We start from the raw sequence: 14,595 nt of genomic DNA, 5'->3' as shown, positions 1-14,595 counted from the left end.
ACAAAAGTATGATTAACCGGCAATATAATGTGGGACGAAACGGGAAGTGTCTTTGGTAATTAGCGTATTGTCCTCGCGAATCCCCATCCCGGAGGCTTCATCGTCAATGATCCAACTGCCAATCAGCGTATAGCTATCGCCAAAGCGCGGCAAAGGCTGAAACGCCTGGTAAATCATCGGCTCGTCAGCGTAGTCGCCGTCGGCATGATCGATAACATTTTGCCGCTCGTCGAAAATCGTGACGTTGCCGCCTTCACGTGAATAAATCGGCTTCCGTACGCTGCTTTCGCCTGGCGCTGCGAGCGATTTTTCGCCCTCAAACCAGGCCGGCAGAAGATTCGGATGGCCAGGGAAAAAGCGCCACAATAACGGCAACAGCCCTTTGTTACTCAGAATACTTTTCCACAATGGCTCAATCCATTGCTCACGACGTTTTCGCAACAGCGGGCCGTTGTCATCGCGCATCATCCATTCCAGCGGGTAGAGCTTAAAGGCGCGGCGAATCACGTTATCGTCCAGATCGGTCAGCACACCGCCTACGCCAAGTCCCAGTTCTTCAATATAGATAAATCGCGTTTCCTGGCCCGCCTGCTGCGCGCAATCCTGAAGGTACAGCACCGTCGTGCGATCTTCGTCGGTATCTTCACAACAGCAAAAGTAGAGCGGTTCCCGACTGTACAGCTCGCTGAAGCGGGCGATCAGCCGCTCCTGTATCGCGTTGTATTGATCGGCATCACGCGGGATGGCGCCGCTACGACGAGCATCCTCCAGCCATAGCCATTGAAAGTAGGAGGACTCATAGAGCGACGTCGGCGTATCCGCATTGTATTCCAGCAATTTAACCGGATCTTTGCCGCACCAGACGAAATCCATCCGCCCGTAAAGCGAAGGATCGCGGCTGCGCCAACTTTCGGCGATGACATCCCAGTACAATGGCGGGATCGCCAGCTGCTGCATGATCTGCTCATCCCGGACGGCCCGCTCGACAATCTCCAGACACATCTGATGAAGCTCTGCGGTCGGTTTTTCGATCTGTTCTTCAATTTGCCGTAATGTAAAACGGTAGGCCCGGCTTTCATCCCAGTAAATTTCGTTATCGATAACATGAAAGTCAAAACCGTGATCGCAGGCGATCTTATCCAGATCCCGGCGTATCGGTACGTTGTGTCGTAGCATGGTTAGCCTCCCCAGTGCCCGCGGGCGCTGGAAGAACGGCCATAGCCGCCGCGGGAGACGGTGGACACTTTCCGTGTGATATAACCAGGGCTGGTCACGGTATCGCTTTTCCCTGTGCCGCTGCGCCACGCATAATCGCCGGATGTGGTGCGCCAGACGGGACGGGAGACGTAAGATGAACCGCCGCTGCTATAGATGTATTGTTCATCACGGTTCTGACGAATCGCGCGGCTGAGTAAAAAGCCGCTTAATACCGGAACCCAGCTCCGCTCGGTGATATCAAAGTAGCAATCGCCAAACTGCGTCTGACAGCGCTCCTGCGTCAATTGCTTAGGCACATTAGCGTAAAATTCTGTTTTCGCATTATTCCAGCCGTCAGCGCAAACGCTGGCGCTATTGCCATCGTCAATACAGTCGTTCACCGTGGCGTAAAACGTCCCATCGCCGTCGTTGTCAGTATTGCCGCCATCACCGCACCCTTTCAGGAGAAAAAAGGCCGCTCCACCCATAATCGCCAGCGTCAGGCATTTTGGCGTGTAGCGATTTCGTTGCCGCTCAAAGGGATTGACCGGTTCGGCTATTCGTCTTATTGCCGAATGGCCTACGCCGGATGTGCTTCTGGATTTTCGTTTTTTTGCCATGATCTTCCGTTACCATGTCATACAGGCAGCGTTAAAAATACCGCCAGCCAGCGCTGCGGTTCCCATAAATAGCCCCGCCGCCACGTTGTGATGAATAATTTTTTCGCTCAGCGTAGGCATGTATAACCTTACGCAACCATAAATCAGTAGTTGAATCACCAGCGCAATGCCGCCCCAGGCAAAATAGTCCGGGATACTGACCGAGTTTATCGCCGCGCTGGATAAGGGGATGACATAGCCCAGCAACGTACCACTAAAGGCCAGCGATGCCGCAGTATTGTTATTTTTTATCAGCTGCCATTCATTATGCGGCGTTATCTTTGAGTAAATAAAAAGAAATACAATGACCATTGCCGCGCCAATAAAAAAATAGGCGCAGAAAGCCAGTAATGCGTCCAGTACATGCATAATTTCCCTGTATGTGCTTAACCAATAACCGTCAGTGAAGTGAGCGGGATATCCACGCCGAGGGCGCGTGAAAACACCCATTCAGGCTCACCGCGCTCATTAAATGATTCTTCCCCGTTCAATAGAAGATACTCCCAGGCGTCATCCGTCACCTGGCGCTGGAAGCCCATCGTAAAATTGTGAACGTCCCATTTCTCTGCCTGCTGATTTTCAACCTTTTCCAGCATGTAGACAGGTTCAATATTGCCCGGCTCTTCATGGTTAAAAAAGCGCTGCCAGCGCCGTTCTTGCCAGTTGAGCGTCATCGGCCCTATTGCCGCTAGCGCAATGGCTGAACGCCAGTGACGTTCCTCGTTAATACCGAAACTTTCCTCATATACAAAGAGTTTGATGTCATCAATGTCGTCAACATCCGTGCCGCCAGTGGTGTTAATTTGTAGAAACTCATCGCCAGAGGTGTAGTAGCGAAAAATCTGACTGCCGCCGCCTAAATCTATACGACTCGCTGCCGCGACAGTGTATTTTTCACCCGGTAGCGCCACCAGCAACGACGACTCCAGTAGCCGAAATGCCAGCGTATCCAGCGTGAAACCGACGTTAAGATGTAATCCTAATGGTTCGCGAATCGGCGCTGGCGCGCTTGTTTTACCGAGCAAACGCTGAAAAAATTGCATCATAGGGGAACCTCTATCTCTTGCCATGCGACCTCTTCAGCCAGAATGCGATTATTACCGACCAGATGTAGCCACATACCGCCTCTGACTTCAGTTGAAATCACCGGATTCAATTCCATACCACGACCATTCTTGCAGTGACTGATCCCCAGCACCGTCGCGTCATGATGAAGCTTCATATAACGCATTAGCGCGCCGTATCGCATAGGCGCGACAGAAGCCGGGACAGGCAGCGCGAATCCGGTATCGCCCAGCATCGGATTCATAATGGAAGCGACAGATTGCGATGATCCTGGGTCCTGAATGGAACGGGAAAGTTGTTCAGCGGAAAGGTTACGGACTATCTCCATGCGCGGGCAGTGGGTTTCCAGTAATCCGGCATAACGCTCGTCTTCCAGATAAACCACAATATGGCACTGCGCGGGTACATAGTCTGCCAGCGAGAGCGCCGCCGTGAAGGTCTGCTCATCGGTACGAGCGAAAATAATCACGCTCTGGCACTGCTCCAGCCCCATGCGCTGGTGTTCCTGCGGATCGTTAAAGTTGCTGATGCGGATAAAATCCACCCAGTTATTACCCGGCAGCGGATGCTGAATATCTTCCAGTTCGCACAGCAGAACCCGTTCAAAGGCACGCCGCTTGTCATATAGCAGCAATGAGATCATCTTTTCGGTTTGATGACCCCGCCAGCCAATCACCAGCATATGATGGTGTAAATGGCGATAATCGCCCATGCCCGTTATTCCTTTCGCTAACATTCCCTGCACCTGCGCAATCACTTTTCCCATTAACGCGCCGAACAACCCGACGCTAACCGGAATTTGCCACAGCGCGGTGAACAGACGTCCTGGCGCCGTCTGCGGGCTAAGATCGCCAAAACCTAATGTGGAGCCCACCACCGAGCAGTAATAGATAAAATCGCTTAACTGGCTCACCAACGCGCTTTCGCGCAACAGGCGCAGCACCAGATAGCAAAGCAGATACTGCCCGATAAACAGGCCCAGCAAAGCGGGCCAGGTCAGTCTGGACAAATGACGCTGGCAGGTTTTGACAATCCACGTAAAGAGCATTATTCGCCTTGTTGACGCTGTAAACGCGCCAACACATCCTGAGCATTGCTTTTATTGGTTGCGCCAATACCGGCCTGCGCCAGTTTTTCGTCCAGGTCGCGTCCATCGGCGACTTTTTCCAGCTGCGCGGCGGCATCCAGCCGGGCCTGGCGTTCAGCCTGACGCGTTTGTAAACGTTTAAGCGACTCCGCCGCCGTAGACACATTCGACGCGGCTCCGACGGTCGAGGTCGTCACCGCCTGCTGCGCGCGCTGCATGGCTTCTGTCGCCTTAACCACTTCAAGTTGCTGCTCAAACTGCGCAATCCGCTGGCCTGTCGCCGTTACGGCCTTCTCCACCGCATCACGAGAGGCTTCCAGATTAGTCAGCACCTGTTCTTCGGCAAGAATGGCATTTTCCAGACGGGCTATTTCTTCCGCCACTTCGTTGAGTAAAGCGGCGTCGACATTCTTACTCATTGCCGCCAACGCCCGTGTTTCAAGGCTGGCTTTACGCTCACGTAAATCATTCAGCTTGTCATGGCTTAACTTCACCCGCGCCAATAAATCCACTCTGGATTTACCCGCTTTATCCAGCTCGGCTTTTGCGTCGCGAATATGCTGCTCCAGCATACGTACACCCTGCGCTTCATCAATGGCGTCTTCTGCCTGAGCAACGAATGATTTACCTAATGTGAACAAACTTTTTAAAATTCCCATGTAAGCCGCCTGTATTATTCCTGTGAATAGACTTGTGTTATTTCAGCGATATCCAACGCATTTTCTACAAGCGTGGTGATTTCCAGCGTCACGTCGGCAAGCGACGAATTTAACGACAGCACGCCAAAAGCGACATAATATTCCTCCTGTTTTACCTGAGTAATACCGACCGAAGACAGCGGTAAAACCTTCTGATTTCTCAGTAAGAAAAGATTAAATTCCGCGGTATCTCTAATCGTATTTACCGGACAGATATAAGTCTCGATAACTATTTGTTGCGAGGTAAATAAAACCGCCAGTGGTAAATCGCCATAATCATTCATTTTTATTATTAATGAAGACTCATTATTTTCTATATCAATATCTAATTCGGCGATGTTGTTTAACGCATCCGCCAGCGTCCGTGGAGTCCATGCCATATTATTATCTCTATCTCTTTTTTATAAATAAAGGGAGTTACAGGGTAGGTTTTGCTTTTTATATTACCAGCCAAAGATAAAAAAAACCATCCGATTATGGATGGTTATTTTCTTAAAAAATACTATTAGCGTCAGGTTCGCTGGCGAACGGCTTCAAACAGACAAATCCCGGTCGCCACAGAGACATTCAGCGACGACACGCTACCGGCCATAGGAATGCTGATCAGCTCATCGCAGTGCTCACGGGTCAGACGACGCATACCTTCACCTTCTGCGCCCATGACCAGCGCCATGCGGCCAGGCATTTTGCTCTGATACAGCGTATGGTCAGCCTCGCCCGCCGTTCCGACAATCCAGATATTCTCTTCCTGCAACATGCGCATCGTGCGCGCCAGGTTGGTGACGCGGATCAACGGCACGCTTTCCGCTGCGCCGCAGGCGACTTTCTTCGCCGTCGCGTTAAGTTGCGCGGAGCGGTCTTTCGGCACGATTACCGCATGTACGCCAGCGGCATCGGCGCTGCGCAGACAGGCGCCAAGATTATGCGGATCGGTGACGCCATCGAGGATCAACAAAAAGGGGCGTTCGTGTAATGCGATCAGATCCGGCAGATCGTTTTCCTGATACTGCCGGCCTGGTTTCACGCGAGCGATAATACCCTGATGCACGGCACCGTCGCTTTTCTCGTCGAGATATTGGCGGTTTGCCAGCTGGATAACAACGCCCTGGGACTCAAGGGCGTGAATCAGCGGCAACAGACGTTTATCTTCACGGCCTTTTAAAATAAAGACTTCCTGAAAACGTTCAGGGGCGCGCTCCAGCAGGGCCTGCACTGCGTGGATGCCGTAAATCATTTCGCTCATTAATGTACTCGTTGTTTACGTTTTGCCGGGGGCGCTACGCTTGCCCGGCCTACAGATAATTCACCCTCTTCTGTTTGAAGAGGGTATTGCTCACTCTGCCGCTTTTTTCTTCGCCGCACGCTTCGCTTTGGTCGCTGCGGCTATTTTCTGCGTTTTAGCCGATGGCTTTTTTGCTTTTCTCGCGTCTTTCTTCGCTGCTTTCGGCTTCGCTTTTTTCTCGCCGCGGAAGGCGCTATCAGGCTCGAAGTTAACTTTTTTACCTACCTGACGACGTTTACCGGCGTTTTTACTTTCACCTTTTTTCGCTTTTTCACGCGCCGTTTTGCCGACGTTACGCGGTGCGCGCTCGCTGGAAATCAAGCTAAAGTCAATTTTCCGTTCGTCCATATTCACCGCTTCGACGCGTACCTCGACCCGGTCGCCCAGGCGATATGTCTGCCCACCGGACTCGCCAATCAGACGTTGCCCTACCTGATCGAAGCGATAGTAATCGTTATCCAGTGAGGAAACGTGTACCAGCCCATCGATAAACAGTTCATCAAGACGGACAAAGAAGCCGAAACCGGTGACGCTGGCAATCACGCCCTTAAAGACGTTGCCTACCTGATCCAGCATAAAGTCACATTTCAGCCAGTCGGAGACATCACGCGTCGCTTCATCAGCGCGGCGTTCCGCCATCGAACAGTGCTGGCCGAGCTGCAACATCTCTTCCATCGAGTAGTGATAACCGCCCGTTTCTGTGGTGTTGCCCTTGTTCCCTTGCTCTTTAGCCAGCAGGTACTTAATGGCGCGGTGCAAAGAAAGATCCGGATAGCGGCGAATCGGCGAGGTAAAGTGCGCATAAGACTGCAACGCCAGGCCAAAGTGCCCGCGGTTTTCCGGATCGTAAATCGCCTGCTTCATTGAACGCAGCAGCATAGTTTGCAGCATTTCGGCGTCCGGCCGGTCGGCAATCGATTCAAGCAGTTCGGCATAATCGCGCGGTTCCGGTTTATTTCCGCCCGGCAGCTCCAACCCCAGCTCCGCCAGTACGGAGCGGAATGAGGTGATCGCTTCGGTGGTGGGCTTATCATGAATACGGAATAGCGCCGGCTCTTTAGCTTTTTCGACAAAGCGCGCCGCCGAGATATTCGCCATGATCATGCACTCTTCGATAAGCTTATGCGCGTCATTACGCTGGGTCTGTTCGATACGCTCAATGCGACGTTCGGCGTTAAAGATAAACTTCGCCTCTTCGCTCTCAAACGAGATCCCCCCGCGCTCTTCACGCGCTTTATCCAGCACTTTGTAGAGGTTGTGCAGCTCTTCAATATGCTTCACCAGCGGCGCATATTGTTCACGCAGATCCTGATCGCCCTGCAGCATATGCCAGACTTTGGTATAGGTCAGACGCGCATGGGAGCTCATCACCGCTTCATAGAATTTGTAGCCGGTCAGCCGACCTTTCGCCGAGATGGTCATTTCACAGACCATACACAGCCTGTCAACCTGCGGGTTTAGCGAACACAGACCGTTGGAGAGCACCTCCGGCAACATTGGGACAACCTGTGACGGGAAGTAAACCGACGTGCCGCGATTGCGCGCCTCGCGATCCAGCGGCGTTGGCGGCCGTACATAATAGCTCACGTCAGCAATAGCGACCCACAAACGCCAGCCGCCGCCGCGTTTTTTCTCACAGTAAACCGCGTCGTCAAAGTCACGGGCATCTTCGCCATCAATAGTGACCAGCGGCAAATCGCGCAGATCGACACGACCGACTTTCGCCTCTTCCGGCACCTCTTCTTTCAGCCCGGCGACCTGCTGCTCTACCGCCTGCGGCCAGATGTAAGGTATTTCATGGGTACGCAGCGCCATATCAACCGCCATACCGGTGCCCATATTGTCGCCCAGCACTTCGACGATTTTCCCTACCGCTTTAGTACGGCGAGTTGGACGTTGGGTCAGTTCAACCACGACCACGAACCCCATCCGCGCGCCCATGACGTCTTCTGGCGGGATAAGAATGTCGAAGCTGAGACGGCTGTCGTCCGGCACCACAAAGCCGACGCCCGCATCGGTGAAATAACGCCCGACTATCTGACTGGTTTTCGGTACCAGTACACGGACGATACGCGCTTCGCGGCGACCTTTACGATCGGCGCCCAGCGGCTGCGCCAGCACCTGATCGCCATGAATACAGGTTTTCATCTGCTCGCTGGAAAGATACAGATCGTCTTTGCGGCCTTCGACACGTAAGAAACCGTAACCGTCACGATGACCGATCACGGTGCCTTTCAGCAGGTCGAGGCGTTCCGGCAGCGCATAGCACTGGCGGCGGGTAAAGACCAGTTGTCCGTCGCGTTCCATCGCGCGCAGGCGGCGACGCAAGGCTTCAAGCTGCTCTTCGCCTTCAATATTCAGTTCTACGGCCAGTTCTTCGCGACTGGCCGGTTTTTCACGTTTCGTTAAATGTTCGAGGATAAATTCCCGGCTCGGGATAGGATTCGCGTATTTTTCTGCTTCGCGTTCCTGGAAAGGATCTTGTGACATTGAGGTTCCTCCATTGTCATCTCTAATGAAGTTTACTTCACTCCACCAGTAATAATTTATAAAGCGGTTGATTCTCTTCAACCAAATCGGCAAGCGTGTAGTTATCCAGCTCCTTGAGAAAACTCTGCACGGCCTTAGAAAGCGCCTGTTTCAGACGACAGGCAGGGGTGATGTGGCAAAATTCGCTGCTACAGTTGACCAGTGATAAGGGTTCCAGCTCACGCACCACATCGCCAATACAAATAGTATTAGCCGGTTTACCCAGGCGGATACCGCCATTTTTTCCCCGAACGGCAGTGACAAAGCCCGCCCGGCTAAGCTGATTGATAATTTTGACCATATGATTACGGGACACGCCGTAGACTTCTGTCACCTCAGAAATGCTGGTCATTCGTCCATCTGGTAACGACGCCATATAGATTAGCGCACGTAAGCCGTAATCGGTGAAACTCGTTAACTGCACATCAACCTCAGGAAAAGGGAAAACGGGATATAACTTATCTGTATTGATGATAAACCAGCCACAAGCTGTGTCGCTAATTTATTTCAGTTCGGGGAAGGAAAAAAGCGAGGATTTAGCACTGTGTCGGATAGCGTAATGGCTTACCCGACACAGCAATGTATCACACTGTTAGCCCGGCAAGCAAAATATCTGCCAGGCGTACCAGATTTACGCGTCGAACGGGTCGCGCAGAATCATCGTCTCAGTACGATCGGGGCCGGTAGAAATAATATCAATCGGCACGCCGGTCAGTTCTTCGATACGTTTGATGTAGTTCAGCGCCGCCTGCGGCAGGCCGCTACGATCTTTCACGCCGAAGGTGGATTCAGACCAGCCCGGCATGGTTTCGTAAATCGGCTCTACACCTTTCCAGTCGTCAGCTGCCAGCGGAGTGGTAGTCACTTCGCGACCATCCGGCATACGGTAAGCCACGCAGAGTTTCACCTCTTTCAGGCCATCCAGCACGTCCAGTTTGGTCAGGCAGAAGCCAGACAGGGAGTTCAGCTGTACCGCACGACGAACGGCAACGGTGTCCAGCCAGCCGGTACGACGACGACGGCCGGTAGTGGCGCCGTATTCGTTACCCTGCTTGCAGAGGAACTCGCCGGTTTCATCAAACAGTTCGGTCGGGAACGGACCTGCACCTACACGAGTGGAGTAAGCTTTGAGGATACCCAGAACGTAATCAACATAACGCGGGCCCAGGCCGGAACCGGTCGCCACGCCACCTGCTGTGGTGTTAGAAGAAGTTACGTACGGATAAGTACCGTGGTCGATATCCAGCAGGGTACCCTGCGCACCTTCAAACATGACGAAATCGCCACGCTGACGCGCCTGGTCGAGCAGGTCCGAAACGTCAACAACCATAGAAGTCAGGATGTCGGCAACAGCCATCGTATCATCCAGAACTTTCTGGTAATCAACCGCTTCAACTTTGTAGTAGTTAACCAACTGGAAGTTGTGATATTCCATCACTTCTTTCAGTTTTTCAGCGAAGGTTTCTTTGTCGAAAAGGTCACCAACACGCAGACCGCGACGTGCCACTTTATCTTCATAAGCAGGCCCGATTCCACGACCGGTGGTGCCGATCGCTTTCGCGCCACGCGCTTTCTCACGCGCGTTATCCAGCGCAACGTGATAATCAAGGATCAGCGGACAGGCTTCAGACAGCAGCAGACGCTCACGAACGGGGATGCCACGGTCTTCCAGTTCTTTCATCTCTTTCATCAGCGCGCTCGGAGACAGCACAACACCGTTACCGATGATGCTGGTTACATTCTCGCGAAGAATACCTGATGGAATAAGATGGAGAACGGTTTTTTCACCGTTGATTACGAGAGTATGGCCTGCGTTGTGACCGCCCTGGTAGCGTACAACATATTTAGCCCGTTCAGTCAGAAGATCGACGATCTTTCCTTTACCTTCGTCACCCCATTGGGTGCCCAGTACGACGACGTTGTTACCCATTTTTCAAAATCACCGTTTGCTTAAAAATGGATTCTACCATCGCTTTTTCAGATATACAGCACTTTTTGCACTCAATCTGCGGCAAATCCGACCACTTTTTGTTCAGCCAATCGTTTTCCTCAACATGTAGTAGACCACAACTCCCGCAACCACAAGTCCGCCGCCAAAACGTCGTAAAACATTTTCCGGCAGTTGCGCCAGTGCCGAAACCATTTTTTTCCATGCGCCGGGATACAGCATCGGTCCCAGCCCTTCGAGGACTAATACCAGAGCAAGCGCCAACCAGATTGTTGAATTCATTTATCGCCCTTATAAAAGAAAACCACCGGCATCCTTTGGATGCGGTGGTTTTGCTGGTCTAAAACCGCTGACGCTATTTTAGCGTGTCGTCGAACTCGGTGTCTTCATGTAGCGGAAGAAATCGCTGTCCGGGCTCAATACCATCACGTCCTGATTACCTTCGAAGCTCTTCTCGTAAGCGCGCAGACTACGAATGAACGCGTAGAAATCAGGGTCCTGACTGAACGCGTCGGCAAACAGCTTCGCGGCTTCAGCATCACCTTCACCACGCATGATTCGCCCCTGACGCTCGGCTTCCGCCAGAGTTTTCGTCACCTCATAGTCAGCAGCCGCACGCAGTTTTTCCGCTTCTTCCTGACCTTGTGAACGATGACGACGCGCGACCGCTTCACGCTCGGCGCGCATACGGTTGTAAATCGCCTCAGAAACCTCGGTCGGCAGGTTGATCTGCTTAATACGCACATCGACCACTTCGATACCCAACGCCGCCATACTGTTCGGGTTGATGACCGGTACTTTACCTTTGGTTTCCGCCGTGACGCGTTCCGCCGCTTCGGCAATCGCGTCATCCGCCGCCGGGGTCGCTACTTCATCATCGGTACCGGCTGAACCGGAGTTCAGCGCGTCGCGCACTTCCAGAGTCAGACGACCACGAGAATCGGTCACGATGTCTTTTACGTCCAGGCGACCAATCTCAGAACGCAAACGGTCCGAGAATTTACGTTTTAACAGCACTTCGGCTTGCGAAATATCGCCGCCGCCGGTCGCCAGATAGTAACGGCTAAAGTCGCTGATACGCCATTTGATGTAGGAGTCGACAATCAGGTCTTTCTTCTCTTTAGTCACAAAGCGATCGGCCTGGTTATCCATCGTCTGGATACGCGCATCAAGCATTTTCACTGATTCAATAAACGGGATCTTAAAGTGCAGACCCGGCGCGTAAACCAGCGGTTTGTTCTCATCGTCACGCAGAACTTTACCAAAACGCAGCGTAATGCCGCGCTCGCCCTCTTTGACCACAAAGACGGACATGTAGAGCACTACCAGCACGATGATGATAATCGCAATAACTGACTTACGCATCGTTATTCCCCCTGACGCTGGTAGTCGTTACGCTGCGCATTCGCGCGGCGTTGGTCCATAATATCGCCCTGATTTGAGGACGACGTGTTGCTTGCTCCGCTGGCGTTAGACTTTGTGGACGGCGGCAGGCGCAGCAGGTTGCTAGCGCTATTGTCGCTCTTTGCCGCCGGCGCATTCCCGCCTTTCAGCATCTGATCTAACGGCAGCACCATTAAATTACCGCTCTTGTCGTTAACCAGTACTTTACGGGTATGGCTCAGCACTTTTTCCATCGTTTCAATATACAGACGCTCGCGTGTAATCTGCGGCGCGGCTTTATATTCCGGCAAAATCTTCGCAAACCGGGCGACTTCACCCTGCGCTTCCAGGATAGTCTGGGTTTTATAGGCGCGTGCCTCTTCCAGAATACGCTGCGCCTGACCGTTGGCGCGCGGCTGAACTTCGTTGGTATACGCTTCCGCTTCACGAATGTACTGCTGCTCGTTTTCACGTGCGGCAATCGCGTCGTCAAAGGCGGCTTTCACCTCTTCCGGCGGGCGCGCAGCCTGGAAGTTCACGTCCAGCAGGGTAATCCCCATGTTGTACGGTTTGATAGTCTCTTCCAGCTCGCGTTGGGTATCGCTACGAATAACGGTACGACCTTCGGTCAGGATGCGATCCATCGTGTATTTACCAATGACGCCACGCAGCGCGCTGTCGGTGGCCTGACGCAGGCTATCGTCCGGGCTGGTCACGCTAAACAGATATTTCTGCGGATCGGTGACGCGGTATTGCACGTTCATTTCAACGCGCACGACGTTTTCATCAGACGTCAGCATCACGCCTGACGCCGCCAGTTCGCGCACCGCTTCGACGTTCACCGGCGTAACGTCGTCAATAAATGTCGGCTTCCAGTTCAGACCTGGCTCTACCAGATGGCTGAATTTACCAAAACGCGTCACAACGCCGCGCTCGGCTTCTTTAATGGTATAAAAACCGCTGGCCGCCCAGATAATGACTACTGCCGCCGCCGCGATGGCGACAATACGGCCTCCCAGTTGCGGACGCGGGCCTTGCGATGAGCTACCGCCGCCGGAACCGGTGCCTTTACCGCCCCCAAAACCACCGAGTTTTTTACTCAGCTTACGGAAGATATCATCCAGATCGGGAGGTCCCTGATCGCGGCCACCTTTGTTTCCATTTCCCCCAGAGTTGCTGCCAGGTTTGCTGCTTCCCCACGGGTCGCGGTCCTGTCCGTTATTACCGGGCTGATTCCACGCCATGTTTGTGCTCCATATTTGTTATGCGGTGATCCCCGTTGTCTTTCGACCTCAGAGGATAAGGCGAAATTACTCCATGCTTCAGACGAACCGCCGTTACAGACATCATCTTTCAGGCTGCGTCTTGAGTGGCGGCTTTTTTACCCCAGGTCACTTCGTTGTGAGCTCCTGAAATTCTCTCAGCTACCGCTTCAATACGACCTGAATGACTTCGCGTCTAGATCACGTATTCGATCAACGCCGGTTCTTGTTTACAGAGGCGACGCCAGTCGACAATCGGCATTCGTACCTGCAGACTGACGCTACCGTCTTCCTCCATCCACTCTTTTTCTATTGCCTGAAGCTGATAAAACCGGCTTCTCAGACGCCCTTCCTGCGGCGGCAAACGCAGCGTATGCTGCGCCACCTCGCCGGAAAGACGCTCCGTCAAAGCCTGAAAAAGCTGTGGTATCCCCACGCCGCTTTGCGCTGAAAGCCAAACGCGGATGGGTTTATTCTCTTCATCTCTGTCGATACGCGGTTCAAAGTCGTCCAGCATATCGATTTTGTTCATCACCATTAAGGTGGGGATTTCGTGAGCGTCAATCTCTTCAAGAACGGTGTTTACCGCCTCGATGTTTTCCTGCACACGAACATCCGCCGCATCGACCACATGCAGCAGCAGCGTCGCCTGACGCGTCTCCTGCAGGGTAGCTTTAAAGGCAGCCACCAGATCGTGCGGTAAATGGCGGATAAAGCCTACCGTATCCGCCAGAACGGTTTCACCGACATCCGCTACATCAATACGACGTAAGGTCGGGTCCAGCGTCGCAAATAGCTGATCTGCCGCATAGACCCGCGCTTCAGTGATCTGATTAAAAAGGGTGGATTTTCCGGCGTTGGTATAGCCCACCAGCGATACCGTCGGAACGTCGGCCTTGATGCGCGACTGCCGCCCCTGCTCACGTTGCTTCTCAACTTTCTCCAGGCGCGACTGAATCTGCACAATGCGATTACGCAGTAAACGACGGTCGGTTTCGAGCTGGGTTTCACCCGGACCGCGCAAACCAATCCCGCCTTTCTGACGTTCAAGGTGGGTCCAGCCACGCACCAGACGCGTAGCCAGATGGCGTAGCTGCGCCAGCTCAACCTGCAACTTACCTTCATGGGTTCGCGCACGTTGGGCAAAAATATCTAAGATAAGACCGGTGCGATCGATAACCCGGCACTCGCACAAACGCTCCAGGTTTCGCTCCTGGGCTGGACTCAATGCATGATCAAACAATACGACCGCTGCGCCAGTCGCTTTCACGGCTTCCGCAATTTCAACTGCCTTACCTTCACCTACAAAGTACTTCGGGTGCGGTGCTTTACGGCTACCGGTAATCACCTGCATTGCTTCGACACCGGCGGAAGAGACCAGAGATTCAAACTCCTGGAGGTCTTCCATATCTTTGTCTTGCGAAAAATAGATGTGTACCAGTACCGCCTGCTCACCGGCATCATAACGGTCAAACAAGCGTAAAC

The 14,595-nt window shown here is 52.9% G+C and carries 15 protein-coding genes; all 15 read right to left on the bottom strand.

Features of this window, described 5'->3' with window-relative positions; genetic code table 11:
* Positions 1 to 12: 12 nt before the first annotated feature.
* The gene (locus tag ACQ29O_RS03110) at positions 13 to 1,176 is read right to left on the bottom strand and encodes a glutathionylspermidine synthase family protein (protein WP_000943930.1); all 1,164 of its coding nucleotides are present in this window, start codon (positions 1,174 to 1,176) and stop codon (positions 13 to 15) included.
* A gap of 2 nt (positions 1,177 to 1,178) precedes the next feature.
* Entirely contained in the window at positions 1,179 to 1,817 is a 639-nt protein-coding gene (locus tag ACQ29O_RS03105) for a DUF1190 domain-containing protein (protein ID WP_001085599.1), read from the bottom strand.
* Positions 1,818 to 1,826: 9 nt separating this feature from the next.
* On the bottom strand, positions 1,827 to 2,225 hold the full coding sequence (locus tag ACQ29O_RS03100) for a DUF350 domain-containing protein (RefSeq protein ID WP_020937310.1): 399 nt from the start codon (positions 2,223 to 2,225) through the stop codon (positions 1,827 to 1,829).
* A gap of 17 nt (positions 2,226 to 2,242) precedes the next feature.
* Positions 2,243 to 2,926, bottom strand: coding sequence for a YjfK family protein (locus tag ACQ29O_RS03095; RefSeq protein WP_000090282.1), 684 nt, complete (start codon positions 2,924 to 2,926; stop codon positions 2,243 to 2,245).
* On the bottom strand, positions 2,899 to 3,969 hold the full coding sequence (locus ACQ29O_RS03090; protein ID WP_000899675.1) for a potassium channel family protein: 1,071 nt from the start codon (positions 3,967 to 3,969) through the stop codon (positions 2,899 to 2,901). The genes ACQ29O_RS03095 and ACQ29O_RS03090 overlap by 28 nt, the downstream gene beginning before the upstream one ends.
* Positions 3,969 to 4,667: a PspA/IM30 family protein gene (locus ACQ29O_RS03085; RefSeq protein ID WP_000511974.1), complete on the bottom strand. Its 699-nt coding sequence runs from the start codon at positions 4,665 to 4,667 to the stop codon at positions 3,969 to 3,971. The genes ACQ29O_RS03090 and ACQ29O_RS03085 overlap by 1 nt, the downstream gene beginning before the upstream one ends.
* Positions 4,668 to 4,681: 14 nt before the next feature.
* Entirely contained in the window at positions 4,682 to 5,086 is a 405-nt protein-coding gene (locus ACQ29O_RS03080; protein WP_000312606.1) for a YjfI family protein, read from the bottom strand.
* 131 nt (positions 5,087 to 5,217) lie between these two features.
* On the bottom strand, positions 5,218 to 5,949 hold the full coding sequence (gene rlmB / locus ACQ29O_RS03075) for a 23S rRNA (guanosine(2251)-2'-O)-methyltransferase RlmB (protein ID WP_001293277.1): 732 nt from the start codon (positions 5,947 to 5,949) through the stop codon (positions 5,218 to 5,220).
* A gap of 90 nt (positions 5,950 to 6,039) precedes the next feature.
* The gene (rnr, locus tag ACQ29O_RS03070) at positions 6,040 to 8,478 is read right to left on the bottom strand and encodes a ribonuclease R (protein ID WP_000076357.1); all 2,439 of its coding nucleotides are present in this window, start codon (positions 8,476 to 8,478) and stop codon (positions 6,040 to 6,042) included.
* Positions 8,479 to 8,515: 37 nt separating this feature from the next.
* The gene (nsrR, locus tag ACQ29O_RS03065) at positions 8,516 to 8,941 is read right to left on the bottom strand and encodes a nitric oxide-sensing transcriptional repressor NsrR (protein ID WP_001177632.1); all 426 of its coding nucleotides are present in this window, start codon (positions 8,939 to 8,941) and stop codon (positions 8,516 to 8,518) included.
* A gap of 207 nt (positions 8,942 to 9,148) precedes the next feature.
* Complete coding sequence (gene purA / locus ACQ29O_RS03060) at positions 9,149 to 10,447, bottom strand: adenylosuccinate synthase (RefSeq protein WP_000527976.1); 1,299 nt, start codon at positions 10,445 to 10,447, stop codon at positions 9,149 to 9,151.
* A 102-nt stretch (positions 10,448 to 10,549) separates the two neighbouring features.
* Positions 10,550 to 10,747: a DUF2065 domain-containing protein gene (locus ACQ29O_RS03055; protein WP_001089290.1), complete on the bottom strand. Its 198-nt coding sequence runs from the start codon at positions 10,745 to 10,747 to the stop codon at positions 10,550 to 10,552.
* 78 nt (positions 10,748 to 10,825) lie between these two features.
* A complete protein-coding gene (gene hflC / locus ACQ29O_RS03050) occupies positions 10,826 to 11,830 on the bottom strand; it encodes a protease modulator HflC (RefSeq protein ID WP_001232417.1) in 1,005 nt (334 codons plus the stop codon).
* Between the two features lie 2 nt (positions 11,831 to 11,832).
* Positions 11,833 to 13,092 carry an FtsH protease activity modulator HflK gene (gene hflK / locus ACQ29O_RS03045; protein WP_000312505.1) on the bottom strand — a complete coding sequence of 420 codons (1,260 nt, stop codon included), beginning with the start codon at positions 13,090 to 13,092 and terminating at the stop codon, positions 11,833 to 11,835.
* A 214-nt stretch (positions 13,093 to 13,306) separates the two neighbouring features.
* Positions 13,307 to 14,587, bottom strand: a complete 1,281-nt coding sequence (gene hflX / locus ACQ29O_RS03040; RefSeq protein ID WP_000460338.1) for a ribosome rescue GTPase HflX — start codon at positions 14,585 to 14,587, stop codon at positions 13,307 to 13,309.
* Positions 14,588 to 14,595: the final 8 nt, after the last annotated feature.

This window comes from Salmonella sp. GDC200615 (assembly GCF_050574145.1).
GTDB lineage: Bacteria > Pseudomonadota > Gammaproteobacteria > Enterobacterales > Enterobacteriaceae > Salmonella > Salmonella enterica.
This window is presented reverse-complemented; position numbering and strand designations above follow the sequence as displayed.

Coding starts and splice junctions, on each gene's coding strand:
- ACQ29O_RS03055 (WP_001089290.1), bottom strand. CDS start 10,747: ATGAATTCAACAATCTGGTTGGCGCTTGCTCTGGTATTAGTCCTCGAA.
- hflK (WP_000312505.1), bottom strand. CDS start 13,092: ATGGCGTGGAATCAGCCCGGTAATAACGGACAGGACCGCGACCCGTGG.
- ACQ29O_RS03105 (WP_001085599.1), bottom strand. CDS start 1,817: ATGGCAAAAAAACGAAAATCCAGAAGCACATCCGGCGTAGGCCATTCG.
- rlmB (WP_001293277.1), bottom strand. CDS start 5,949: ATGAGCGAAATGATTTACGGCATCCACGCAGTGCAGGCCCTGCTGGAG.
- hflC (WP_001232417.1), bottom strand. CDS start 11,830: ATGCGTAAGTCAGTTATTGCGATTATCATCATCGTGCTGGTAGTGCTC.
- ACQ29O_RS03110 (WP_000943930.1), bottom strand. CDS start 1,176: ATGCTACGACACAACGTACCGATACGCCGGGATCTGGATAAGATCGCC.
- rnr (WP_000076357.1), bottom strand. CDS start 8,478: ATGTCACAAGATCCTTTCCAGGAACGCGAAGCAGAAAAATACGCGAAT.
- purA (WP_000527976.1), bottom strand. CDS start 10,447: ATGGGTAACAACGTCGTCGTACTGGGCACCCAATGGGGTGACGAAGGT.
- ACQ29O_RS03085 (WP_000511974.1), bottom strand. CDS start 4,667: ATGGGAATTTTAAAAAGTTTGTTCACATTAGGTAAATCATTCGTTGCT.
- ACQ29O_RS03095 (WP_000090282.1), bottom strand. CDS start 2,926: ATGGCAAGAGATAGAGGTTCCCCTATGATGCAATTTTTTCAGCGTTTG.
- ACQ29O_RS03090 (WP_000899675.1), bottom strand. CDS start 3,969: ATGCTCTTTACGTGGATTGTCAAAACCTGCCAGCGTCATTTGTCCAGA.
- ACQ29O_RS03100 (WP_020937310.1), bottom strand. CDS start 2,225: ATGCATGTACTGGACGCATTACTGGCTTTCTGCGCCTATTTTTTTATT.
- ACQ29O_RS03080 (WP_000312606.1), bottom strand. CDS start 5,086: ATGGCATGGACTCCACGGACGCTGGCGGATGCGTTAAACAACATCGCC.